General features: G+C 34.6%; 18 protein-coding genes and 1 pseudogene. 16 read left to right on the top strand and 3 right to left on the bottom strand.

Annotated features, from left to right (window positions below; genetic code table 11):
- Positions 1-342: 342 nt before the first annotated feature.
- The 5 genes from A9178_RS02045 (at position 343) to A9178_RS02030 (ending at position 5,584) form a co-directional block, all read left to right on the top strand.
- Entirely contained in the window at positions 343-1,467 is a 1,125-nt protein-coding gene (locus tag A9178_RS02045) for an ATP-binding protein (protein WP_082918059.1), read from the top strand.
- 283 nt (positions 1,468-1,750) lie between these two features.
- Positions 1,751-4,471: an aconitate hydratase AcnA gene (gene acnA / locus A9178_RS02040; protein WP_068672250.1), complete on the top strand. Its 2,721-nt coding sequence runs from the start codon at positions 1,751-1,753 to the stop codon at positions 4,469-4,471.
- Positions 4,472-4,635: 164 nt separating this feature from the next.
- Positions 4,636-4,770 carry an FbpB family small basic protein gene (locus A9178_RS18515; RefSeq protein ID WP_369801942.1) on the top strand — a complete coding sequence of 45 codons (135 nt, stop codon included), beginning with the start codon at positions 4,636-4,638 and terminating at the stop codon, positions 4,768-4,770.
- Between the two features lie 103 nt (positions 4,771-4,873).
- The gene (gene tlp, locus A9178_RS02035) at positions 4,874-5,095 is read left to right on the top strand and encodes a small acid-soluble spore protein Tlp (RefSeq protein ID WP_068672249.1); all 222 of its coding nucleotides are present in this window, start codon (positions 4,874-4,876) and stop codon (positions 5,093-5,095) included.
- A 183-nt stretch (positions 5,096-5,278) separates the two neighbouring features.
- The gene (locus A9178_RS02030; protein ID WP_068672248.1) at positions 5,279-5,584 is read left to right on the top strand and encodes a hypothetical protein; all 306 of its coding nucleotides are present in this window, start codon (positions 5,279-5,281) and stop codon (positions 5,582-5,584) included.
- A 28-nt stretch (positions 5,585-5,612) separates the two neighbouring features.
- Here the strand turns inward: A9178_RS02030 and yidD are convergent, their stop codons facing one another.
- Together yidD and plsY are read right to left on the bottom strand one after the other, a co-directional pair.
- Positions 5,613-5,867: a membrane protein insertion efficiency factor YidD gene (yidD, locus tag A9178_RS02025; protein ID WP_068672247.1), complete on the bottom strand. Its 255-nt coding sequence runs from the start codon at positions 5,865-5,867 to the stop codon at positions 5,613-5,615.
- Positions 5,868-5,910: 43 nt separating this feature from the next.
- Positions 5,911-6,492, bottom strand: coding sequence for a glycerol-3-phosphate 1-O-acyltransferase PlsY (plsY, locus tag A9178_RS02020; protein ID WP_068672246.1), 582 nt, complete (start codon positions 6,490-6,492; stop codon positions 5,911-5,913).
- 249 nt (positions 6,493-6,741) lie between these two features.
- Here plsY and A9178_RS02015 point away from each other — a divergent pair, with 249 nt between their 5' ends.
- The 9 genes from A9178_RS02015 to A9178_RS01975 all read left to right on the top strand — a co-directional run bounded on the left by A9178_RS02015 (position 6,742) and on the right by A9178_RS01975 (position 20,790).
- Positions 6,742-7,161: a CoA-binding protein gene (locus A9178_RS02015; protein WP_068672245.1), complete on the top strand. Its 420-nt coding sequence runs from the start codon at positions 6,742-6,744 to the stop codon at positions 7,159-7,161.
- 226 nt (positions 7,162-7,387) lie between these two features.
- Positions 7,388-9,346 (top strand): DNA topoisomerase IV subunit B, encoded by a 1,959-nt coding sequence (parE, locus tag A9178_RS02010; protein ID WP_068672244.1) that lies wholly within the window; start codon positions 7,388-7,390, stop codon positions 9,344-9,346.
- Between the two features lie 12 nt (positions 9,347-9,358).
- Positions 9,359-11,809, top strand: coding sequence for a DNA topoisomerase IV subunit A (gene parC / locus A9178_RS02005; RefSeq protein WP_068672243.1), 2,451 nt, complete (start codon positions 9,359-9,361; stop codon positions 11,807-11,809).
- A gap of 242 nt (positions 11,810-12,051) precedes the next feature.
- Positions 12,052-13,194 carry an acyl-CoA dehydrogenase family protein gene (locus A9178_RS02000; protein WP_068672242.1) on the top strand — a complete coding sequence of 381 codons (1,143 nt, stop codon included), beginning with the start codon at positions 12,052-12,054 and terminating at the stop codon, positions 13,192-13,194.
- Between the two features lie 269 nt (positions 13,195-13,463).
- Positions 13,464-13,676, top strand: a complete 213-nt coding sequence (locus A9178_RS01995; protein WP_068672241.1) for an acetyl-CoA carboxylase biotin carboxyl carrier protein subunit — start codon at positions 13,464-13,466, stop codon at positions 13,674-13,676.
- 88 nt (positions 13,677-13,764) lie between these two features.
- Positions 13,765-14,538, top strand: coding sequence for an enoyl-CoA hydratase (locus A9178_RS01990; RefSeq protein WP_068672240.1), 774 nt, complete (start codon positions 13,765-13,767; stop codon positions 14,536-14,538).
- A gap of 18 nt (positions 14,539-14,556) precedes the next feature.
- Positions 14,557-16,086, top strand: coding sequence for an acyl-CoA carboxylase subunit beta (locus tag A9178_RS01985; RefSeq protein WP_068672239.1), 1,530 nt, complete (start codon positions 14,557-14,559; stop codon positions 16,084-16,086).
- 189 nt (positions 16,087-16,275) lie between these two features.
- Positions 16,276-19,911, top strand: coding sequence for a dynamin family protein (locus A9178_RS01980; RefSeq protein WP_068672238.1), 3,636 nt, complete (start codon positions 16,276-16,278; stop codon positions 19,909-19,911).
- Positions 19,912-20,790 carry a 5'-3' exonuclease gene (locus tag A9178_RS01975; protein WP_068672237.1) on the top strand — a complete coding sequence of 293 codons (879 nt, stop codon included), beginning with the start codon at positions 19,912-19,914 and terminating at the stop codon, positions 20,788-20,790.
- On the opposite strand, the gene A9178_RS01970 is transcribed toward A9178_RS01975, so the two are convergent.
- The gene (locus tag A9178_RS01970) at positions 20,780-21,913 is read right to left on the bottom strand and encodes a zinc-dependent alcohol dehydrogenase (protein WP_068672236.1); all 1,134 of its coding nucleotides are present in this window, start codon (positions 21,911-21,913) and stop codon (positions 20,780-20,782) included. The genes A9178_RS01975 and A9178_RS01970 overlap by 11 nt on opposite strands.
- Positions 21,914-22,409: 496 nt before the next feature.
- Here A9178_RS01970 and A9178_RS01965 point away from each other — a divergent pair, with 496 nt between their 5' ends.
- Entirely contained in the window at positions 22,410-23,597 is a 1,188-nt protein-coding gene (locus A9178_RS01965; protein WP_068672671.1) for a DUF4317 domain-containing protein, read from the top strand.
- Positions 23,598-23,752: 155 nt separating this feature from the next.
- Positions 23,753-24,178 (top strand): annotated as a pseudogene (locus A9178_RS18510) (ATP-binding cassette domain-containing protein); the annotation flags it as partial.
- Between the last annotated feature and the right edge of the window lie 220 nt (positions 24,179-24,398).

Here is a 24,398-nt window from a genome sequence, read left to right as displayed (position 1 = left end):
TTTTCTTGAATATTTTTTTCATTAAGAAAGTGTATAAATTTTAAATACTTATTTTACTTTTAAAGGAAATATAGTATCATTACATAATAATAACGAAATTACATATGTGTTTACACATTTAATTATAATATTCATAAATAAGACAAACAAGTATCATATTCGATAGATTTTTTCATATATATGAAATAGAGATATAAAAACCTGGTATTCGCCAAACTTTTAAAGGGCTTGCCTTAGTTGTGCCTAAGCAAATCTTTACGGTGGAGATTTATCGTATCCCAAGATTGGAAAGATTTTTATACTTTTCTACCTGCTAAAATTAATGAAGAAGGGGAGGGTGTAATGGGTTTGGAAAATGTGATAACGAACAAGCTAGATACAAGTTCCTCACTGCCAAATTGTAATTCTAAGATAGATAAACAAGTGCTTAATGCGAAATACTCTATGCTACCCTTATCTATATTTGATTGGATTGAAAATAACCAAAGTCAGATTGTAGTTGTTTATGATGAAAGCGGAAAAATTATTTTTGTTTCTAGTTCCATTGAAAAAATATTAGAATATAACACAAAAGATATTTTAGGTAAGTATTGGTATCAGCTTTTAACGCGTGAAGAGAAACGTTACATATCCGATAACTATGAAGGAATCGAAAATAGGAGTCAGGCATTCATTATTAGTTTGTCCGACAAAAATGGCGGAAAAATGCTGACAGAATGTAGTCTTTGTAAGATTGTTGAAGATCAAAAAATCTATTATGTTTCTCTGTTAAATGATATTACGGAACAAAAGGAAGCGGAGAAATTACTAATTCGATCGGAAAAAATGTCAATAGCAGGTCAATTAGCTGCCGGGGTTGCCCATGAAATACGAAACCCTTTAACATCTATCAAGGGATTTTTGCAGTTATTACAAGCAGGGATTGATCGTAAGGAAGAATATTATAAAATTATGATAGAAGAAATAGAGAAAATGGAAAAAATCACTTCTGAATTACTATTCATATCTAAGCCTTTAACTGATTTAAAACGATTGGAATCTTTATATGAAATGGTCACTGATACGATTAATTTATTACAGACACAGGCTAAGCTTAAAAATATCCAAATCTTGGTGGAACAGCCTATCATAGAATCCATTTACTGTGACAAGTCGCAAATTAAACAAGTATTATTAAATATAGTGAAGAATGCTATTGAAGCAATGGAAGAACCCGGTAAAATAACGATTAGTGTTCAAACGACAAATGATTATGTCAATGTACATATTTCAGACGAAGGTCCTGGGATCCCAGAAGAAATTTTACATAAATTGGGGGAACCTTTCTTTACCACGAAGAAAAATGGAACTGGGCTAGGCATTATGATATGCAAAAATATATTGGAAGATCACCATGGATTACTGGAAATCTATAAAAATAAAGATAAAGGTAGTACCTTTAAATTAAGTTTTCCAAAAGAAATATAGAGGCTTTTATTAAAAATACACCCTTAAGAGGAACTGGCTTTAGGGTGTTTTTTACTAGTTGTATTAAAGAAAATGAATTAGATTATGTAAAGTGATAAGAAAAACTTATCACTTTACATAATTTTTTTATATAGGTTGACATGCAATAAATATTTGTCTAATTGTCGTTAATCCTATAAGATAGAAGTGTAAATATATTTATATTTTTATAGTTTATGAGAATTTTGCGTTTTATTGTCAGATTAACAACTAGAAACGCGGCTATGTAGAAAGGGGCAGAAATATGGGGAAAGACAACTTTAACTCGAAGAAACAGTTTGAATTGAATGGTAAAAAGTATAACTACTATGATTTAAAAGCTCTTGAGGAGGCTGGATTAGGTAGTATTAAACGTCTACCGTTTTCCGTTCGTGTATTATTAGAATCAGTTGTTCGTCAATATGATGGGCACCAAATAAAAGACGAACATGTAAAAGCGCTTACTAAATGGGGAACAAAAGAAGGTGAAGGTGTAGATGTACCTTTTAAACCTTCCCGTGTCATCCTTCAAGATTTTACTGGTGTCCCGGCTGTCGTGGACTTAGCTTCATTAAGAAAAGCAATGGTTGATTTAGGTGGTAAACCAGAAGAAATTAATCCGGAAGTACCAGTAGATTTAGTAATTGATCATTCCGTACAAGTGGATCAATATGGAACTGCTAATGCACTAAAAGCAAACATGGATTTAGAATTTGAGCGTAATGCAGAGCGTTATGAGTTTTTAAACTGGGCACAAAAAGCATTTGATAATTACCGTGCTGTTCCACCTGCAACTGGTATTGTTCACCAAGTAAACTTAGAGTACCTTGCTAACGTTGTTCACGGAATTGAAAATGAAAACGGTGAATATGATGCATATCCAGATACACTTGTAGGTACCGATTCCCATACTACTATGATTAATGGTTTAGGAGTACTCGGATGGGGTGTTGGTGGTATTGAAGCGGAAGCAGGAATGCTTGGACAACCATCTTATTTCCCATCACCAGAAGTTATTGGGGTTAAATTTACTGGAAGTTTTCCAAATGGAACTACAGCAACTGACTTAGCTCTCAAAGTAACACAAGTTTTACGTGAGAAAAATGTAGTAGGTAAATTTGTTGAGTATTTTGGTCCTGGTCTGAAAGATATGCCACTAGCGGATCGTGCTACGATAGCTAACATGGCTCCAGAATATGGTGCTACTTGTGGATTCTTCCCTGTAGATTCCGAAACATTAAATTATTTACATTTAACAGGCCGAAGTGAAGAACAAATTAACCTGGTAGAAAAATATTGTAAAGAAAATAACTTATGGTATTCTGCAGATCAAGCTGATCCAGAATATACTGAGATTGTGGAAATCAATTTATCTGAGTTGGAACCAAACCTTTCTGGTCCAAAACGTCCACAAGACTTAATTCCTCTATCTGGGATGCAAAAAGAATTTAATAAAGCAGTAACTGCGCCTGAAGGTAACCAAGGGTTCGGTATGGACAAATCAGAATTCGATAAAGAAGTATCAATCAGTAATCCGGATGGATCTAACTCTGTTATGAAAACTGGATCTATCGCAATTGCTGCGATTACTTCTTGTACGAATACATCTAACCCATATGTAATGCTAGGTGCTGGGTTAGTAGCGAAGAAAGCTGTAGAAAAAGGCTTAAAAGTTCCTGGATATGTGAAAACATCTCTAGCACCAGGTTCTAAAGTTGTTACACGTTATCTAGCAGATGCTGGATTACAGGTTTATTTGGATCAATTAGGTTTCAACTTAGTTGGTTATGGATGTACAACTTGTATCGGTAACTCAGGCCCATTACGTGAAGATATTGAGAAAGCGATTCAAGACAGTGATTTACTAGCTTCTTCCGTATTATCAGGTAACCGAAACTTTGAAGGGCGTATTCATCCATTGGTAAAAGCTAACTATTTAGCTTCTCCACCACTTGTAGTTGCATACGCACTTGCTGGGACTGTAGATATTAACCTAGCGAAAGATCCTATTGGCCAAGATGCTGCTGGAAACGATGTTTATATGAATGATATCTGGCCTACTATGCAAGAAATTAAAGATGAAGTTGCTAAAGTAGTAACACCAGAAATCTTCCGTAAAGAATACGAAAATGTTTTCGATTCCAACGAAAAATGGAACGAAATTGCTACAACGGATGAACCATTATTCGAATGGGATGAAGATTCCACTTATATTCAAAATCCTCCATTCTTTGAAGGTTTATCTAAAGAAGCTGGAAAAGTAGAAGATTTAAATAATTTACGTGTCATCGGTAAATTTGGTGATTCAGTCACAACGGACCATATCTCTCCAGCAGGTGCTATTGCTAAGGATATGCCAGCGGGTAAATACCTACAAGAAAAAGGTGTTTCACCACGTAACTTTAACTCTTATGGTTCTCGTCGTGGTAACCATGAAATTATGATGCGTGGGACATTTGCGAATATTCGTATTCGTAACCAAATTGCTCCAGGAACGGAAGGTGGCTATACAACTTATTGGCCAACAGAAGAAGTTATGCCTATTTATGATGCGGCTATGAAATATCAAGAGTATGGCACTGGACTTGCTGTTTTAGCTGGTAAGGACTATGGTATGGGGTCATCTCGTGACTGGGCAGCTAAAGGTACAAACCTTTTAGGAATTAAAGTAGTTATTGCAGAAAGTTTCGAACGTATTCACCGTTCAAACTTGGTAATGATGGGAGTTCTTCCACTACAATTCCAAAAAGGGGATAGTGCTGAAAAACTAGGCTTAAGCGGTAAAGAAACGATTAATGTTGAAATCGATGAAAAAGTTAAACCACATGACCTAGTGAAAGTAACAGCAACAGACGTAGAAACTGGAAAAGTAACTGCTTTTGAAGCAATTGCGCGTTTTGATAGTGAAGTGGAAGTTGATTACTATCGTCACGGCGGAATTCTTCAAATGGTATTACGTAATAAAGTTGAGCATACACATGCGTAAGTAAGATATTAAAACACTCGTACACAAGTTGTATGAGTGTTTTTTAATGCTGGAGAAGGCAGTAAAATATAGTGAACATAAATAAATTAATTTTAAAGATTATTATAAAATTAAAGAGAAATGGCTATACTTCTATTTAGTGGGTAAAAAGAATAAAGGAGTGAATTGCCATTTCTTTAAAAAAGAAGCTGAATTTTGAAGAATTGGTTCAGCAAAATCGAAGACAAATATTAGAAGATAAAGAATTACTAGATAAAATTGAACAAAGGTTAGAAGACAAGTTTAAAGAAGCAAAGTAGTTTTTGATAGGCCCCTTAAAAAGGGCTTTTTTTACGTTAAGAAAGTATAAGAAAAAACAATTTAGAGATAATATAATTGATTAATGAAAGGAGAGTAAAAATTATGACTGAGAAGCAACATTTTCAACCAAATCCAGACGATCGCAGCGATAATAAAGAAAAATTGCAAAATATGATTGAGGATACGATACAAAATATCGAAAAGTCTGAAGAAACCCTTGAAAATTCAAGTGGGGAAGATAAACAACAAATTATGGCTAAAAACAAACGAAGAGAAGAAGCGATAGAAGGATTTAGAGAAGAAATCAAAGATGAATACCACTAGTTGAATTTTTGTAGAAGGTACCTTTAAAAACAGCTAAAGGTGCCTTTTTATATGCAAATATACTCACTTCCATGTTTGTTTCATGATAAAATAGTGGAAAAACTGAATCTAATATAGAGGAGTTTTCATTAAACTTCCCTGAAATATAGTTAAACCGAAAGCTTGTAATAAAGGAGAATAAAAATGGCATTTGGTGTAAAAAGAGATGAACTGATAGCTTGGAAGAAGACAGTATCTAGTGGAAATATAGGGATTTTAACACATTACTGGATGGATGAAAGATTTCCTGATAGCTATACCGTGACAAAGGTTGGCTGTATGGATGTCGAAAAATTAATAAAATGGGGGAAGCAATATGGGCTAGATCCAAAATGGATACATAGAGATGAAAGATTCCCACATTTTGATTTATTTGGGGGACATCAAAAGCAAGTATTAATAAATGAAAAACAGTGGGATCAGTTAAAACGATTTAATCTAAACGAATAAAAATAATAAAAGCCGATATAAAAGGAATCTATTTTTTCCTTTTATATCGGCTTTTTATAGGATTTTCAACTTTTTCTGGGACATAATCAACTCCACCCGGATGGAAGGGATGACATTTACTGATTCTTCTAATACTTAAATATAACCCTTTTATGACACCAAACTTTTGAAAAGCTTCTAAGCTATACGACGAACATGTAGGATAAAATCTACAAGTTGACGGTGTAAAGGGACTAATGGCCTTTTGATAAAATCTAATTAAAAACATAAAAATGTATTTCATTACTTTTCACCTGAATTTTTAAAGTCTCATTAATGATACAACATCACATCCACTTTATTTTAGGTTCCGTTCCATTTTTAATCCGCTTTAAATTCTCGCGATGTCGATAAAACACGAAAATAGTAAGTGCAGATATAACGATAATTAAACCAATATCTTTGAAAAAAATGGAAACTAGGATAGTAACCACTCCGGTAATCATGGAAGATAAAGAAACATATTTAGAAATATAAAGTGTTATAAGAAATGTTGCAATCATTATAATGAAAAGTAAAGGATTGATGCCAAGAATAATCCCTGATGAGGTTGCAACAGCTTTTCCACCTTTAAATTTAGCGAAGAGTGGGTATGTATGACCAATAACTGCGAAAAGGCCAATAATCAATCGATACACTTCCACATCAAAGATTAAAGGAATAAGAACAGCTATGGTGCCTTTTAAAATATCAGATAGAGTAACTATAATTCCCGCTTTCTTTCCTAGTACGCGAAATGCATTCGTAGCACCTAGATTTCCACTACCATGTTCACGAATGTCTATTTGAAAGCCTAATTTCCCAACTATGAGGGCGAAGGGAATCGATCCTAGTACGTAAGCTATTAGTCCAAATAACACATATTCCATGAATCAGTCCTACTTTCCGTATGAAATCTAAATTTTAAGCTAATCTTATTTTAGCATGAAATAAACATTAATAAAGAGAAACTTTAGATTGATGACGTAATCCTGGTTAAATCCATCAGAGCAATGGTTATGAAATGAAAAATGATAGATAACTATGATATAGTAAAAGTGACAACTATAAAGATAAATGAATATAACTATGAAGACAAGCATTTTTTTAAAATATTTTTAAAAACAGGAGGATTTATAATGGTGTGGGAAAATCCATCGAAAGAGGAACTAAAGGAAATTTTAGAAACAAAGAAAACAATTGCAGTAGTTGGCCTATCTAATAACCCAGAACGTACCTCATACCAAGTTTCTAAAGTTATGCAAGAAAATGGATATCGAATTATTCCAGTAAATCCAACGATAGATGAAGTTCTTGGAGAAAAAGCTTATGCTTCTTTAACAGATATACCTGAAGAATTCGATATTATTAATGTTTTTAGAAGACCTGAACATTTACCAGATGTTGCAAAAGAAGCAGCCAAAACAAACGCACGTATATTTTGGGCTCAACAAGGAATCGTAAATCAAGAGGCGTATGATTATTTAAAAGAACGAGATTTTACCGTTATAATGGATTTGTGTATTAAAGTCGTTCATGCTGTATTAGTTAACAAATAAAGAAGGAAAAAGGATGACTTCATTCATGTCATCCTTTTTTGCTGCCTTAATATAAATGTATAAATACGGCTGGATTATGCATGAAACTTGAGTTTATAGTATACTTATTATCACATTCCATTAAAATATAAAATGACTATTTAAATTTAAATGCTAATTTACAATGAGAAACATTTGTTCTAATATATATAAGAATGTTCCAGATTTTGAGGGGAGAGAAGATTTATTGACTAAGCAATCTACTCAATATACAGATGAATCCATTCAAGTTTTAGAAGGCCTAGATGCTGTAAGAAAAAGACCGGGAATGTATATTGGAAGTACAGACTCAAAAGGTCTTCATCACTTGGTATTTGAAATTGTTGATAACGCCGTTGACGAGGCACTTTCAGGGTACGGTGATGAAATAAATGTAACCATACATAAGGATAATAGTATTTCAGTAATTGATAAAGGACGAGGTATTCCCACTGGTATGCATCGAACCGGTAAAAGTACTCCAGAAGTCATATTTACCGTCCTACATGCCGGTGGAAAATTCGGACAGGGTGGTTATAAATCCAGTGGTGGTTTGCATGGTGTAGGTGCATCTGTAGTAAATGCATTATCCAAATGGTTTGAAGTAACTATTTATCGAGATGGACAAATCTTTTACCAACGTTTTGAAAATGGCGGAAAACCTGACGGAACACTAGAAAAAAGGGGAGCCACAAGGAAAACAGGAACCACAATCCACTTTAAACCAGATCCAACCATTTTTTCGACTATAACGTATGATTATGAAATTCTTTCAGAACGTCTACGAGAATCTGCCTTTTTATTAAAAGGCCTTACTATTAAACTGAAAGATGAACGAAATGAAGGAAGAACGGATACGTTTCTTTATCCAAATGGAATTGAATCCTTTGTGGACTACTTAAACGAGGAAAAGGATACATTACATCCAGTTGTTGCCTTTGAAGGGGAAGAACAAGGGATTGAAGTAGAATTCGCCTTTCAATTTAATGATGGCTACACAGAAAATATGTTATCCTTCGTAAACCATGTTCGTACAAGAGACGGTGGAACACATGAATCAGGCGCAAGAACTGGTATAACAAGAACCTTTAATGATTATGCTAGAAAAGTTTCTTTATTAAAAGAAAAAGAAAAAAATTTAGACGGATCTGATATTAGAGAAGGAATGTCTGCTATAGTTTCTGTGCGTGTTCCTGAAGATAAGTTACAATTCGAAGGTCAAACAAAGGGGAAATTAGGAACAACAGAAGCTAGATCTGTTGTAGATGCGGTTGTTTCGGAACATCTATCTTATTTCTTAGAAGAAAATGCGGATACAGCTACCATGTTAATTAAAAAGGCAATTAAGGCTAAAGAAGCTAGGGAAGCGGCGAGGAAAGCTAGAGAAGAAGCTCGTACAGGTAAAAAACGTAAACGTAAAGAAACACTTTTAAGTGGAAAGTTAACTCCTGCACAATCGAAAAACCCAAAAAGAAATGAACTATATTTAGTGGAGGGTGATTCCGCTGGTGGTTCTGCGAAACAAGGAAGAGATCGAAAATTCCAAGCTGTGCTTCCACTAAGAGGTAAAGTTATTAACACAGAGAAGGCTAAACTGCAAGATGTATTCAAGAATGAAGAAATCTCAACTATCATTCATACAATCGGTGCAGGAGTTGGAGCGGACTTTAATATAGAAGATGTTCAGTATGATAAAGTAATCATTATGACAGATGCAGACACAGATGGTGCCCATATACAAGTTCTTTTGCTTACTTTTTTCTATCGTTATATGCGCCCATTAATTGAATCAGGTAAAGTATATATTGCATTGCCACCACTTTTTAAAATATCAAAAGGAAAAGGGAAAAATGAAAAAATAGCTTATGCCTGGAATGAAGAAGAAATGAAGAAAGCCGTTCAGGAATTTAAAAATGGCTATCTCATTCAACGATACAAAGGTTTAGGTGAAATGAATGCAGATCAGCTATGGGAAACGACTATGTCCCCAGAAACCCGGACATTAATTCGTGTATCGATTGATGATTTGGCCCGTGCCGAACGACATGTTACAACGTTAATGGGAGATAAGGTAGAACCGAGAAGGAAATGGATTGAATCCCATGTACAATTCGGTCTAGAAGAAGACGATACGATATTAGCAAATGATAAAATTTCAAGGAATTAAGGGGGGATTGTTTTGGCAGAAATAGAACAATTTCTAGATCTTCCGTTAGAAGAAGTAATTGGTGACCGTTTTGGAAGATATAGTAAGTACATTATTCAGGATAGAGCACTGCCAGATGCTAGAGATGGATTAAAACCTGTACAACGAAGAATTTTGTATGCAATGCATGTAGAAAGAAATACCCATGACAAAGCATTCCGAAAATCGGCTAAAACAGTTGGTACAGTTATCGGTAATTACCATCCACATGGAGATTCATCCGTATACGAAGCGATGGTTCGTCTAAGTCAAGATTGGAAAAATCGAAATATGCTTATTGAAATGCATGGGAATAACGGAAGTATAGACGGAGATCCACCGGCAGCGATGCGTTATACGGAAGCAAGACTTTCTGCGATATCTTCTGAATTGTTACGTGATATTGATAAAGAAACGGTAGACTTTATTCCAAACTTTGATGAATCCACTCAAGAACCTGTTGTGCTTCCAGCTAAATTTCCAAACTTACTTGTGAATGGTTCAACAGGAATATCGGCTGGATATGCAACAGATATTCCACCGCATAATTTGGCAGAAGTAATAGATGCAGTCATTATGAAAATTGATAAACCAACTGTAACGGTAGATCAACTAATGACCGCAATTAAAGGCCCTGATTTTCCAACTGGTGGAATTATTCAAGGTGTAGAAGGAATTAAAAAGGCATATGAAACAGGAAAAGGGAAAATTGTCGTTCGCGGAAAAACAAAGATTGAATCGATTCGAGGAAATCGTGAACAAATTGTCATTGATGAAATTCCTTTTGAAGTAAATAAAGCAAATCTAGTGAAAAAAATGGATGAATTACGTATAGATCGAAAAGTAGAAGGGATTGCAGAAGTCCGAGATGAAACCGATCGGACAGGATTAAGAATCGTGGTGGAGCTAAAAAAAGAAGTAAATAGTGAAGGAGTTTTGAATTACCTATTCAAGAATACCGATCTTCAAGTAACCTACCACTTTAACATGGTTGCCATCAAGGATCGGACACCAAAATTACTTTCTCTTCCGCAAATCCTGGATGCGTATATTAATCACCAAAAAGATGTAGTGACAAGACAAACAACATTTGATCTGAAAAAAGCGAAAGACAGAGCGCATATTGTGGAAGGCTTAATCAAGGCTATTTCCATTCTTGATGAATTAATTGCAACGATTCGTGCTTCTAAAGATAAACAAGATGCGAAAAGGCAAATTATTGCTAAATATGATTTTACCGATGCGCAAGCTGAAGCAATCGTTATGTTACAGCTTTATCGCTTAACAAATACCGATATTACACAGTTAGAAAAAGAAGCTAATGAATTAAAAAAAGAAATTAATCAATTGGAAGAAATTTTAAACAGCGAAAAGAAACTATTTCAAACGATTAAACAAGATTTAAGAAATATTAAGAAAACCTTTGCTGATGAAAGAAGAACGGTTATAGAAGATGAGATTGAAGAAATAAAAATAGACATTGATGTCGTTGTGGCAAGTGAAGATGTTCTTGTATCTGTGACAAAAGATGGATACATAAAACGTACGAGCCTTAGATCCTATACCGCTTCTAATGGTGAGGATTTCGCTATGAAAGATCAAGACCATATCATAGGACTATTGGAAATAAATACGACAGACCATATATTAATTTTTACAAATAGAGGTAGATATCTGTCCATCCCAGTTCATGAATTACCAGATATCCGATGGAAGGATATGGGTCAACATCTTTCTAATTTAGCTACATTAGAAAATGGTGAACATGTCGTCCAATCAATCCCAATTCGTGAATTTAAAGACCAAGCATATCTCGTCTTCTTTACGAAGAACGGAATGGTGAAGCGTAGTGAATTAAAACTTTATAATGCCCAAAGACATTCTAAAGCACTCATTGCTTTAAACTTAAAAGGTGAGGATGAACTTGTGAGTGTTTTTGAAACTAATGGCAATTGTGACGTCTTTATTGCTTCTAATAAAGGTTATGGATTATGGTATCATGAATCGGAAATAAATATCGTCGGTCAACGAGCAGCAGGAGTAAAAGCAATTCAATTAAAAAATGATGAATATGTAGTAAATGGTCAAGTCTTTGACGAATTATCTGAACCATCATTAGTTGTCATCACTCAACGTGGTGCATGTAAACGAATGAAGCTTAATGAATTTGAGAAAACGAGCCGTGCAAAACGTGGCTTAGTTATGCTAAGAGAATTAAAGAATAAGCCTCATCGTATAAAAGGTTTCTTTATTGTCCATGAAAATGAAAGTCTGGAATTTATGACAGAAGATGGAGAATTGCATCGTGTGTATCCATTAGAGTTAACAACGAGTGATCGTTATAGTAATGGATCCTTTATTATCGATAGTGATTCACATGGCGAAGTAACAGAAGTATGGAAAGAATCTTCATATCAAACGCCTTTTAATGAATCAAATGACTGATTCTGTAATATGATTTAATGTAACACTTTTTTATTATTATCCTTAATAACGGTTTAGGTAGATAATTAGGATGGCCATCCTAATTATCTATTTTATTAGAAAACTTGGCATTCGCTATTAGGTTGGCGAATGACTTAGTTGTACTTATGCAAATCTTTAAGGTGGGGCGAGTAATCGGAGCCCCAGACGGGAAAGATTTTATACTTTCCTTACTGCAAATAAAGGTAAAGAGGTGCAAGGTTATGGACTTTGAGTTAACGAAAGAGCAAAAGATGATCCAATCTGTTGTTCGTGAATTTGCCAATCAAGTTATCCGTCCAAGGGCAATTGAGATTGATAAAGAGGCGAAGTTTCCATTAGATATCTTTCAAAAAATGGGTGAACTAGGATTAATGGGGATTCCCTTTCCAGAACAATATGGAGGGTCAGGCGGAGACACGGTTTCTTACGCCATTTGCGTAGAAGAAATTGGAAACGCTTGCGGGAGCACCGGGCTTAGTTATGCTGCCGCTGTATCACTTGGTGCAAGTCCATTTTATTATTTTGGAACAGAGGAACAAAAACAAACATATTTAACCCCACTAGCGGAAGGGAAATATTTAGCTTCTTTTGGATTAACAGAGCCAAATGCGGGTTCCGATGCAGGAGGAACAAAAACTACTGCATATTTAGATGGAAATGAATATGTCATAAATGGGGAAAAGTGTTTTATTACGAATGCTAGTTATGCTGAACTATTAATTGTTACAGCGGTGACGGGAAAAAACGAAAAAGGGAGAAATTTAATAACCGCTTTTATAGTACCAACGAATACAGATGGTGTATCGATTACAAGTGATTATGATAAGATGGGTGTCCGTGGATCGGATACCGCACAAATTGTATTAGAAAATGTCAGAGTACCAAAAGAGAACATATTAGGAAAAGCCAATAAAGGATTTAACCAATTTCTCACAACATTAGATGGGGGAAGGATATCGATAGCAGCTCTTGGATTAGGTGTGGCCCAGGCTTCATTGAATAAGGCACTACAATATGCAAAAGAGAGGGAGCAATTTGGAAAACCGATAGCTAAATTCCAAGCGATACAGTTTAAGTTAGCGGATATGGCAATGGAAATTGAACTTGCTAGAAACATGGTATATAAAGCAGCATGGTTAAAAGATAAAGGTAAAGCTTTCAGCAAAGAAGCAGCTTATGCAAAACTGTTTGCAACAGAAACTGCATTTCGAGCCGCAAATCAAGCAATTCAAATTCTTGGAGGAAACGGTTATATGAGAGAGTATGAAGTAGAAAGATATTTACGGGATGCAAAACTATTAGAAATAGGCGAAGGTACGTCCGAGATTCAAAGATTAATTATTGCTAGAGAATTAGGTTGTTAGGACCACAGGATATATGACAAGTTACCCACTACCACAATAAATACCCCACTAGATCAAAAAATCTGCATAATAGAATAACTACTTGAAAAATTTCCGAAATCCCTCATTTTAGGACCAATAATTTTAGACACGTATTGAAAAACGAAAACAAAAGATAATCCAAATAATACTTCTTTAAGCCTGTTCTTAATATGAGGTGAAATTAATAAAATGTAATACAGCGACCACAGTTAAGAAGGATTCTATTATAAAAATGAGGAGGAATAGATGTGCACGAATTAAAAGCGATGATGGCGGGAAGTGTTTGGGAAGTTTGTGTCGAGGTTGGAGATAAGGTTGAAGAAGGTCAAGATGTCGTGATCTTGGAATCCATGAAAATGGAAATTCCATTAGCCTCTGAAGTAACAGGGACGGTCAAAGAGGTAAGAGTTTCTAAAGATGACTTTGTGAACGAGGATGATGTTTTAATTGTTATAGATTGAAAATAGACGCTTTAGTTTCGATTGAAAAAAGAACTAAAGCGTGTTCTTGGTCAATATTGTAGTATAAAACTGAAAAAGGGGATAGGCAATGATTCGACTCGAGATAAAAGATGAACATATTGCGATAATTACCTTAAATCGTCTAGAGGCAGCAAATGCATTGTCAACGTCTTTTCTTGATTTACTAAATGAAAAAATAGATTTAATTCATAAGAATCCAAACATATATTGTGTCATTCTGACTGGGGCAGGGGAGAAAGCTTTTTGTGCAGGTGCGGATTTAAAAGAACGAAAGGGAATGAGTGATAGTCAAGTTATTGCTGCGGTTCGTTATATTGGTGAAACAATATCTAACATAGAGAAATTACGTATGCCGGTCATTGCAGCAATAAACGGAGTGACATATGGTGGTGGTCTTGAACTAGCTTTAGCCTGTGATTTACGGATTGCAAGTTCCCATGTAAAGCTAGGTCTAACCGAGACATCGCTTGCTATTATTCCAGGTGCTGGTGGCACACAAAGGTTACCTAGATTAATAGGATTAGGACAGGCAAAACGGCTTATTTATACTGCAAAACCAATTACAGCAGATGAAGCGTTATCGATTGGTTTAGTAGAGCAAATTGTAGAGAAATATGAACTGATTACTACAGCTATGTTACTGGCAAAAACGATTGCTAGTAACGGACCTATCGCTTTACAACAAGCTAAACTGGCAATGGATAAAGGGATGGAAACAGATTTAAATACCGGACTTACGATTGAGCATCTGGCTTACCGTGAAACGATTCCTACAATGGATAGATTAGAAGGATTAAAGGCATTCAGTGAGAAACGAAAACCTAATTATAAAGGGCAATAAAGGGGGAGGTTAGAACGTATGTCTAGAAACGAAGACTTGAACCGAACGAAGGAAAGAATAGAAAAAGGAGGCCCGGAAAAATATCATCAAGCAAATGAAGATAAGGGGAAATTATTCGTTCGAAAACGTCTGGAAATTTTATTGGATGATGGTGTAGATGTAGAGGATGCATTTTTTGCGAACGGTCTTGATAAGAATTTCCCAGCTGATGGTGTAGTAACAGGGATAGGGCGAATAAATGGTCAAAAGGTTTGTGTAATGGCAAACGATTCTACTGTTAAAGCAGGCTCATGGGGGAAGAGAACGGTAGAAAAGATTTTGCGAATTCAAGAGACAGCTATGAAACTAGAAATACCGATTTTTTATTTAGTAGACTCGGCTGGAGCAAGAATAACGGATCAAGTCGAAATGTTTCCTGGTAGACGTGGTGCAGGCCGAATTTTTCATAATCAAATCAAATTATCTGGACGTGTTCCACAAGTTTGCTTGCTATTTGGACCATCGGCAGCGGGTGGTGCCTATATCCCTGCTTTCTGTGACATCGTTATTATGGTAGAAGGAAATGCATCGATGTATTTAGGCTCTCCGCGTATGGCTGAAAAAGTTATCGGTGAAAAAGTGACGTTAGAAGAAATGGGTGGCGCAAGAATGCATGCAAGTGTGTCTGGAGTTGGGGATGTATTAGTTTCATCCGAAGAAGATGCCATTACTTATGCACGTAAATATATTACTTATTTTCCGGCTAATTTCAGAAGTAAGCCAAATAGAATGCAGGCGTTTGAAGTCCAAACATATGAGAAGCCTATATCGGAACTAATCCCTAAAAATCAAAATGCACCGTTTAATATGTTTGATTTAATCAATCGAATTATAGACGAAGGAACTTTTTGTGAGATAAAAAAATTATTCGCCCCGGAATTAATAACTGGAATGTCACGGATCAATGGTCAAGTAATTGGTGTGGTAGCGAATCAGCCACGAGTAAAAGGTGGAGTTCTATTTACCGATACAGCTGATAAAGCAGCTAAATTTATTCAATTATGTGATGCGTTCAATATTCCGCTTTTATTCCTAACTGATGTTCCCGGATTTATGATAGGGACAAAAGTAGAACGACAAGGAATTATCCGTCATGGTGCAAAAATGTTATCTGCAATGAGTGAAGCAACTGTCCCTAAGATTTCCGTTATCGTCAGAAAAGCGTACGGTGCAGGATTATATGCGATGGCAGGTCCGGCTTTTGAACCGGATTGTGTGTTGGCCTTTCCTGATGCGCAAATTGCAGTAATGGGTCCGGAAGCGGCAGTAAATGCGGTATATGCAAATAAAATAGCACAGCTTCCAGAAGAGGAACGCTTGGCATTTATTAAGGAAAAGCAAGAAGAGTATCGGGAAGAAATTGATATTTATCGACTTGCATCGGAAATGGTGATTGATGATATTATCCAACCTGACACATTGAGGGAGGAGTTAATTAAAAGGTATTCCATTTATCAAGACAAAAATGTCCAATTTACAGAAAGAAAACATGGCGTGTATCCAGTTTAATGGAAATGAACAAGGTAAGGGTAGCCAATTTTTGGTTGACCTTATTTTGTTTTCAATATCTAATTTATGTGAAAGTTACTGAAACCTAAGTTATATATAATAGAATAATAATTCTAATTTTTTTGCTAGTATTCACTAAATATCTTCCGTATAATAGTTGGTAAGTTAAGATTAAGGGAGAAGGCAATCATGAATAGTTTGAAAGTTAGAGATAAATCGATTGAAATTAAGTTAGAACATCTTGCCGCATTGTATCCATTGTTTAATAACAATGGGGATTTTGAAAATGCGGAAAAAATATTAGATTTATATGAGAAACTTGAACATAACGAATTAGTTGTTAGTTTCGCGGGGCATTTTTCTGCTGGTAAGTCTTCGATGATCAATGCTTTAATGGGGGAAGATATTTTACCAAAAAGCCCAATACCTACAAGTGCCAACGTAGTCAAAATTAATTCTGGTGGTGGGTATGCGCGCGTACATTTGCATAGTGGGGATATATTAGAGTTCGAGGAACCTTATGATATGGATCTTATCAAAGATTACTCGAAGGATAAAGACACGATAAAAAAAATAGAGATAAGCACGAAAAAGCTTATTTTACCCGAAAACTTTTCTGTGATGGACACACCGGGAATAGACGCGGCTGATGATGCAGATAGAATTATGACAGAGTCGTCTTTACATTTGGTGGACGTCATGTTTTATGTGATGGATTATAATCATGTCCAATCTGAAGTGAATTTACAATTTTTACAATCTATCCAGAAAAAACAGATTCCGTTTTATGTCATTGTTAATCAAATTGACAAACATGATGAAACAGAATTGTCTTTTCAACAATTTAAACAAAGTATAGAACTAACTTTCCAACAATGGAATGTGCTGCCTGAACAAATATTTTATACATCTTTATTGGATAAAGATGTCAAACATAATCAATTTAAAGAGGTTCAGGAAACTCTTGCAAAGATTATGAATCAAAAATCACAAACGATTCAACACTCCGTATTTCAAGTGATTGAAAATCATGAAAAATATTTAAATCATACATATGATAACCAATTAGATGGTGAGTTAAATGATGCTGATTTGGACGATGGTTTAGAAGAAATGTACGAGTTGAATTTACAGTTGAATACCCTTCAAAAAGAAGTCCTAGAATTGGAGAGTAAGTATAATCAGGATTTACAAAGTACATTAAATAACGCTTATTTAATGCCAGCAGTTTTACGGGATAAAGCAAATGATTTCCTAGAGTCACAACAAAGTAATTTTAAAATTGGTTTATTTGGATCAAAGAAAAAGACATCTATGGAGAAAGAAAAACGATTAGCGGAATTCCTACAACCTTTACAAGAAAATATCGAAGCTTCGATACAGTGGAAATTAAGGGATAAATTTTCCGGGCTCATTAAGAATTATGAAATTGCGGACGAATCTATTAAACAAGAGATCCAATCATTGAAATTAGATTATGAAGAGAAAGATTTAATCCAATTAATCAACACGGGTGCAAAGGTAAATGGAGATTATGTCCTTAATTACACAAAAGAAGTTGCCAATGATATAAAAACAAAATATAGGAAAATAGCAAGTCAGTTACTAAGTGACATAAAGCAATCGATCGAACAAAGAAATAATGAAAAAGAAAGTAAACTGAAAGAACGATTATCCGAGCTTGAATATGTGCGAGATTATAAAGACTTTAAAGATCATATGGAAATTAAATTAAATGAAGATTTACACATGTTGAAAGAAATACTAGAAAATCCTATACTAGATGAATCAGCTTGGAATCAGGTAGAAAATGCATTGAATCAACGGACAGATAAAATAAAGAAGGTTAAAGTACCAAAACAATTACCTGCTGAAACAACTAAATTCAAAAAAGTTGAATTATCAAAAGAGAATAAAGGATATAAGCAACAATTAGCGACAAAAGATGTTGTAACTAGTATTGAAAAAGTGATTCAAACCATTTCTAACCTCCCAGGATTTGATATATTACAAAGGGATTTAAACGAGAAAAAAAGGCGATTATCCAACCGTTCCTATACGATTGCACTATTTGGTGCGTTTAGTGCGGGGAAATCATCCTTTGCTAATGCTTTAATTGGTGAAAATGCACTACCCGTTTCACCTAATCCAACTACAGCTACTGTTAACCGAATTTGTCCAGTGACAGACGACTACCAACATGGAACAGTCGTTGTTATGTTAAAAGATGAAGAGGCATTAATGAATGATTTATTAATGATAACGAAGAAATTTAGCCCAAAAGAGTCTGATTTACAATCTTTTATACATTGGGTTAAAGATAAAAAGATTTATGAAAGCCCTAAATTAAATAAAATGTATCAATCCTATCTTTTAGCTTTGGTGAATGGATATTCTTATATACAGGAAAGTATTGGAAAAAGACAAACAATTACATTAGAAGAATTCGGTTCTTATGTTACCGATGAAACAAAAGCCTGTTATATCGAATCTATTAACCTATATTATGATTGTTCCTTAACAAGGCAGGGGATTACTCTGGTAGATACACCAGGTGCAGACTCAGTAAATGCAAGACATACGAATGTTGCATTTGAATATATTAAGCATGCCGATGCAATTCTTTATGTAACGTATTATAATCATGCATTATCACGTGCGGATCGAGATTTTCTGATGCAGTTAGGAAGGGTAAAAGAAGCATTCCAGCTAGACAAGATGTTCTTTATTGTGAATGCAGCTGACTTAGCACGGGACGATGAGGAGCTTTCTTTAGTTGTTCAATATGTGGGTGAGCAATTACTGGAACTAGGGGTAAGACTACCAAGACTATATCCGGTTTCTAGTAAACAATCACTAAAAGAAAAACAAAACAAAGATCAAATAAACGAACAAATGTCTACTTTTGAAGAATCCTTTTATCAATTTATTCATTATGATTTAACGACGCTAACTGTAGAATCAGCACTTTGGGATATGCAAAGAACTTACCATAAATTAGGTGACTATATTGATTCAATGAATTTAGATGAAGACTCCAAACGGAAAAGGAAAGAAGAACTTCATTCTAAAAAACAAATACTGAAGAAACAAATGGTAAATGTCGAAACATCTACCCTTCATGATCAGATTCGTGATAAAATGGATAAGCAACTTTATTATGTATTAGAAAGATTGCAGATTCGATTCCATGATATGTTCAAGGAGCATTTTAATCCGACTACTGTAACGGAATCAGGTCGAAAAGCAATCAGTCAACTAAGGAACAACCTGGAAAGTCTAATCGAATACGTTGGCTTTGAATTAATCCAAGAACTTCAAGCCGTTTCCTTAAGAATAGAAGCTTATATTCAACAGCAGGGTAATGATTTTTATGAATCGATTAAGAAACAATGTATCCATATCGATCAATTATTTGAATTACCAAATTGGCAAGAGGAAGAATTAAAAACGCCCGATTATAAAGGTGCGTTTACCGATATTGATTGGAACCTGTTTCATAAAGCAATCTCTTCTTTTAAAGGAACGAAAGCTTTTTTTGAAAAAAATGAAAAAGAACAAATGAAAGAAGCGATTTTTGACCAACTTTCACCACTAGCAAAAAATTATATTGAAGAAAATAAACAAGTGATGTTTGCTGGATATATCCCGCAATGGGAAGACTTAGTTGAAAAAATGAAACAACAAGCAATTTTAACAAGTGATCTTCAAGTGAAAAACTATGAAGCTATGATGAACACAGAAGTAAATATTTCTGAACTTAAAGATAAGCAAAAAATCATGGAAACAGAATTACGAAATCATGGTATAGAGGAAGTGTCCTAATTGAAAAAAAATCAGGTTTTATTAGTAGATGGAATGGCTTTATTATTTCGTGGCTTTTTTGCCACTTCATTTAGAGGGAATTTTATGTTAAATAGTAAAGGTGTGCCTACTAATGGAATCTATCAGTTTTTACGCTATTTACTTGATGCGGTAGATCAATTTGAACCGTCACATGTTGTATGTTGTTGGGATATGGGAAGTAAAACTTTTCGTACGGAACTCTTTCCTGGATATAAAGCAAATCGTGGTGAACCACCTGTAGAATTAGTTCCGCAATTTGATTTAGTTAAAGAAGTAGTAGAAGCATTTGATATACCGAATATCGGTTTAAAAAACTATGAAGCGGATGATTGTATCGGAACATTAGCACGAAGTTATGCAAATGAAGAAAATGATGTGTTCATCTTAACAGGAGATCAAGATATTTTGCAGCTTGTTGATGATGGAATTCATGTTGCGATTATGAGAAAGGGCCTTGGGAATTATGAAGTATTTTCAATTGAAAATTTTTATGATAAAAAAGGAATTCATCCGAGACAAATAATCGACATGAAAGGTCTAATGGGGGATACATCAGATAATTATCCTGGAGTAAAAGGCATTGGGGAAAAGACGGCATTGAAATTACTCCAGGAATATGAAACGATTGAACATTTATTGACGAACATTGATCAATTATCTAAAGGTATTCAAACAAAAGTAAAAAACGATTTGGAAATGCTTCATTTATCGCGAAAACTTGCTGAAATTAAGTGTGATGTTCCAATTGAGTGTTCGCTTCATGAAGCAATTTGGAATATGGATGAAACGAAAGTACAAGAAAAATTTGCAGAATTAGATTTCGGTCATATGAATAAACTGTTAAAAGTTATGGCTTAAGGATGACTTTAATACAATCATCTTTCTTCTCATGAAAGATATCATAAGCTTTTTCTGCTTGATCAAGTGGAAGTTTATGCGTAATAATATCCGTTGGGTCAAATTTTTCAGCTATTATCTGATTATAGAGCTCTTGCATGTAAGTTCGTGCAGGGGCTTGTCCCATTTTTATAGTGATATTTCTTGTAAAAAATGGGCCGAGCGGAAACATATTATATAACCCACCATAAACACCAGTAAGTTGTAATGTCCCAGCTTTTTTAACAGCTTTTGTGGCGATTTGAATCGGGCCTATCGTTCCGCCTTGAAGCTTCAATTTTTGACCTACAAATTCGAGTGGAGATTTTTTTCCATCCATTCCGACACAGTCAATAACAACATCTGCTCCGCCTTTTGTTAATTCTTTCAATGTTTCACCCATATCCTCATCCTTTGTGAAGTCAAATACTTCCGAATTATTTACCTTTTTAGCATGGTCTATGCGGTAATCGATATAATCAATCGCAATGACTCTTTCTGCGCCTTTTTGCCAGGCGAATTTTTGTGCCATTAATCCGATTGGCCCGCAACCTAAGATAATTACAGTGTCACCTTCTTTTACTCCAGCATGTTCTACACTCCAGTAAGCGGTTGGTAATACATCTGATAGGAATAACAAAGATTCATCTTCTAATTCACAATCTTGAGGAATGACAAACGGGGTATAGTTGGCGAATGGGACTCGAAGATATTCTGCTTGTCCTCCAGGATAGTTTCCAAATTTCTCCGAATAGCCAAAATAACCACCGGAATCATAGTGAGGATTGGAATGATCACATTGACTTTCTAAATGATTATGACAATAGGGACATTCGCCACATGCTACGGTAAACGGAATAACGACACGGTCGCCTTTTTTCACTCTAGTAACCTCTGGACCAACTTCTTCCACGATTCCCATTGGTTCATGACCAATAATATAATTGATTGGAAGGGGAAAATTACCTTGATATAAATGTAAATCAGATCCACAAATGGCGGTGGAAGTAATTTTAACGATAATATCTTCAGGATCCTTTATAATAGGATCAGCCACTTTTTTTACTTCGACCTTATACTTTCCCTGATACGTTACTGCCTTCAATGTTATACCTCCTATTTTCTAATTAGAGTTTGTTTAAAAGAAAATAATATACTTTTGTATGAGGTTAATTGCATTAATGATGGAGAGAAAGATTGAAGTAAACGCTAAAGAAGGGATTATAGAAGATGGCCCCATTTATAAAAACTTGATTAAAATATCGTAAAAATGGTGCATGTCTTATTAATTTTCGCATATAATTTAGTAAAATAATTCCAAACGCCTGTAGACGTCAAATTAGTGACGGTTGCGGGCGTTATTTTTTCCACAATTTGAAAAGTGGAAAGAACTTTAGTGAAAAAATCGAAATAGATATCTATTATATATTTATGATTGAAATGTTATACTAGTATAGTCCAAAATAATACTCAATTTAATATGGGATTTAAAATGGAAACATCTACAAATCGTGTTGTAAAATCACCATTGTGGGTGTTTTTCTTATGATACTATGGTGGGACAGTGTACCTGTCCCTCTGGCTCAAGGAGTGGAATGGGATTGAATAAGAAGGATGTTGCAAATATTCGTAAACAATTTAAATTAAATAATGATTTGTTAAAAATTCATGAGATCTTTAATGTATACATTATGAAAGAATCAAGTGAGGTCTATCATTATCAAAGTATGCCCTTTGAAATGTTAGAAGAAGAACAAAAAGAATTATTTATGGGTAATTTTAAAAAAGTATTGTCCGGTCAGTTGGATGAAAAATTATTTGAATTAAAGTTTCAACGTGAAGTAGAGGATAATAGTCAACTTATTTTACATCAAGGTTTATTAAGTAATGAAACGGAAGAATGGATTGCTCAAATGCTTCTTCTTGTAGAAAAGATGTTAAAAGATAAGCAATATGAAATGGATATTGTCGTTACTTTCATTCGTGGGGAATATATGAAACCAATGAAACGACGAAGTGAAGAGTCTGAAGAAAGTGAACGAGATACGGTTTATTCTCATCCTTTCATTTTGTGTAGCATGAATAAAACACAAGACCCTAAAAAAGAATTGCTGTTTGATTATGTAGAGAAGGAATTTAAATATAATTTTGTCGTGAACCCAATCATCAATCTAAAACAGCCGATATCAGGATTTTTATTCCCATGTTTTACAGATAATGCTGCGGATGTTAACCATGTTCTTTATTCTGCCGGAAAAGCGTATGAATTGGATTATCATTTCATTGAAGAGGTATTAAATGCTGAGGAAACGATGACGGCAGAGGATGATAAAATAGTATTTGAAGAAATTGTGAAAAAAGTTGCTGGTCCTCAAATTGATACAACCACACTATCAAACATGTATGACGAAATCAATCGGGTCATAGAAGAAAATGAAGAGGAAGAAGAACCTAAATTAGACTACAAAGATGTGGAAAAAGTATTAAAAAGTAGTGGAATAGAAAATATTGACACAGAAAAGGTGGAAACCGCATTTAAGACGGTGATTGATGATAATAGCTACGAAATAAAAGCGAGTAATGTCGTACCGAAATATACGTCAAAATCTATCAAAGTAAAGACAAAAGTAGCAGATCTTTCTATTAGTCCACAAGAATTAAGACATGTACGTCAAATCCATTTAAACGGAAAGTTATACTTAATGATTGAACTAGAAGAAAATACGATGATTGAAGGTTTTGAAATGATTCCGGAGGCGTTGTTCCATAAGGTGGAAACGGATGAATAACGATACGGACATGCTTGTAGTCTAAAAGCTTGAAAGTATTTTTGAAATAGAGAGCAGGTTTGAGTATTCAATTTAGGTTGTATTTGCTATTGGACTAATTGTGGGTGGTATGTTACTTGAAGTAATCGGTGATTGCTTTGATAAATTAAAAACTCCGATACTCCAAAGCACTGGAACTTCATAATAAATTTCCGATTATGGCTGAGAGGCTAAATCTTAAAGTGGAGAATAGAGTGTTATTGGAGAATGTTAGTTTCCAAATGCCATTAGGTAAAAACATTGCTATTACTGGAAGCAATGGAAGTGGATTGATGGAACGGATCTACAAAAAAGTGTGAATTCGTTAAGCGGTGGTGAAGCAACTCGTCTTCAACTTTGCAAATTTTTCTTAGGGAAATATAATATTTTATTGTTAGATGAACCAACAAATTTTTTAGACGTTCAGGCAATGGAAGCGTTGGAACGGTTTGTTACTTCTTATAAAGGAATGATTCTGTTCGTATCACATGATTAGGAAGTTTATAGAGAAAGTAGCGGATTTAGAATATCAAATTATAGATAAAAAACTCAATGAAAAGTGATTGATATTGTTTGAAAAATAAGCCAAGCATTTTGCTTGGCTTATTTTTTCATCTAGTTCAGAGGAACTTTATATAAGCCTGAGGTCTTAGAGATATATTAGGCTCTAGTTCATTTTCATAAACATTATAATTTTATATAATATCGTTATCTTCTGTTTATCCTAATGAAATCGACTTACAGTTCGTTATTGGCTTAAAGTTAAACATCAAAATAGTAGCA

It is taken from the genome of Oceanobacillus sp. Castelsardo (assembly GCF_001659985.1).
GTDB lineage: Bacteria > Bacillota > Bacilli > Bacillales > Amphibacillaceae > Oceanobacillus.
The sequence above is the reverse complement of the archived record's forward strand: the minus strand, read 5'-3'. Positions and strand labels throughout refer to the sequence as shown.

Bases quoted from the DNA above. Each gene is read 5' to 3' on its own strand.
- A9178_RS02045 (WP_082918059.1), top strand. From the start codon at position 343: ATGGGTTTGGAAAATGTGATAACGAACAAGCTAGATACAAGTTCCTCA.
- acnA (WP_068672250.1), top strand. From the start codon at position 1,751: ATGGGGAAAGACAACTTTAACTCGAAGAAACAGTTTGAATTGAATGGT.
- tlp (WP_068672249.1), top strand. From the start codon at position 4,874: ATGACTGAGAAGCAACATTTTCAACCAAATCCAGACGATCGCAGCGAT.
- A9178_RS02030 (WP_068672248.1), top strand. From the start codon at position 5,279: ATGGCATTTGGTGTAAAAAGAGATGAACTGATAGCTTGGAAGAAGACA.
- yidD (WP_068672247.1), bottom strand. From the start codon at position 5,867: ATGAAATACATTTTTATGTTTTTAATTAGATTTTATCAAAAGGCCATT.
- plsY (WP_068672246.1), bottom strand. From the start codon at position 6,492: ATGGAATATGTGTTATTTGGACTAATAGCTTACGTACTAGGATCGATT.
- A9178_RS02015 (WP_068672245.1), top strand. From the start codon at position 6,742: ATGGTGTGGGAAAATCCATCGAAAGAGGAACTAAAGGAAATTTTAGAA.
- A9178_RS02000 (WP_068672242.1), top strand. From the start codon at position 12,052: ATGGACTTTGAGTTAACGAAAGAGCAAAAGATGATCCAATCTGTTGTT.
- A9178_RS01990 (WP_068672240.1), top strand. From the start codon at position 13,765: ATGATTCGACTCGAGATAAAAGATGAACATATTGCGATAATTACCTTA.
- A9178_RS01985 (WP_068672239.1), top strand. From the start codon at position 14,557: ATGTCTAGAAACGAAGACTTGAACCGAACGAAGGAAAGAATAGAAAAA.
- A9178_RS01980 (WP_068672238.1), top strand. From the start codon at position 16,276: ATGAATAGTTTGAAAGTTAGAGATAAATCGATTGAAATTAAGTTAGAA.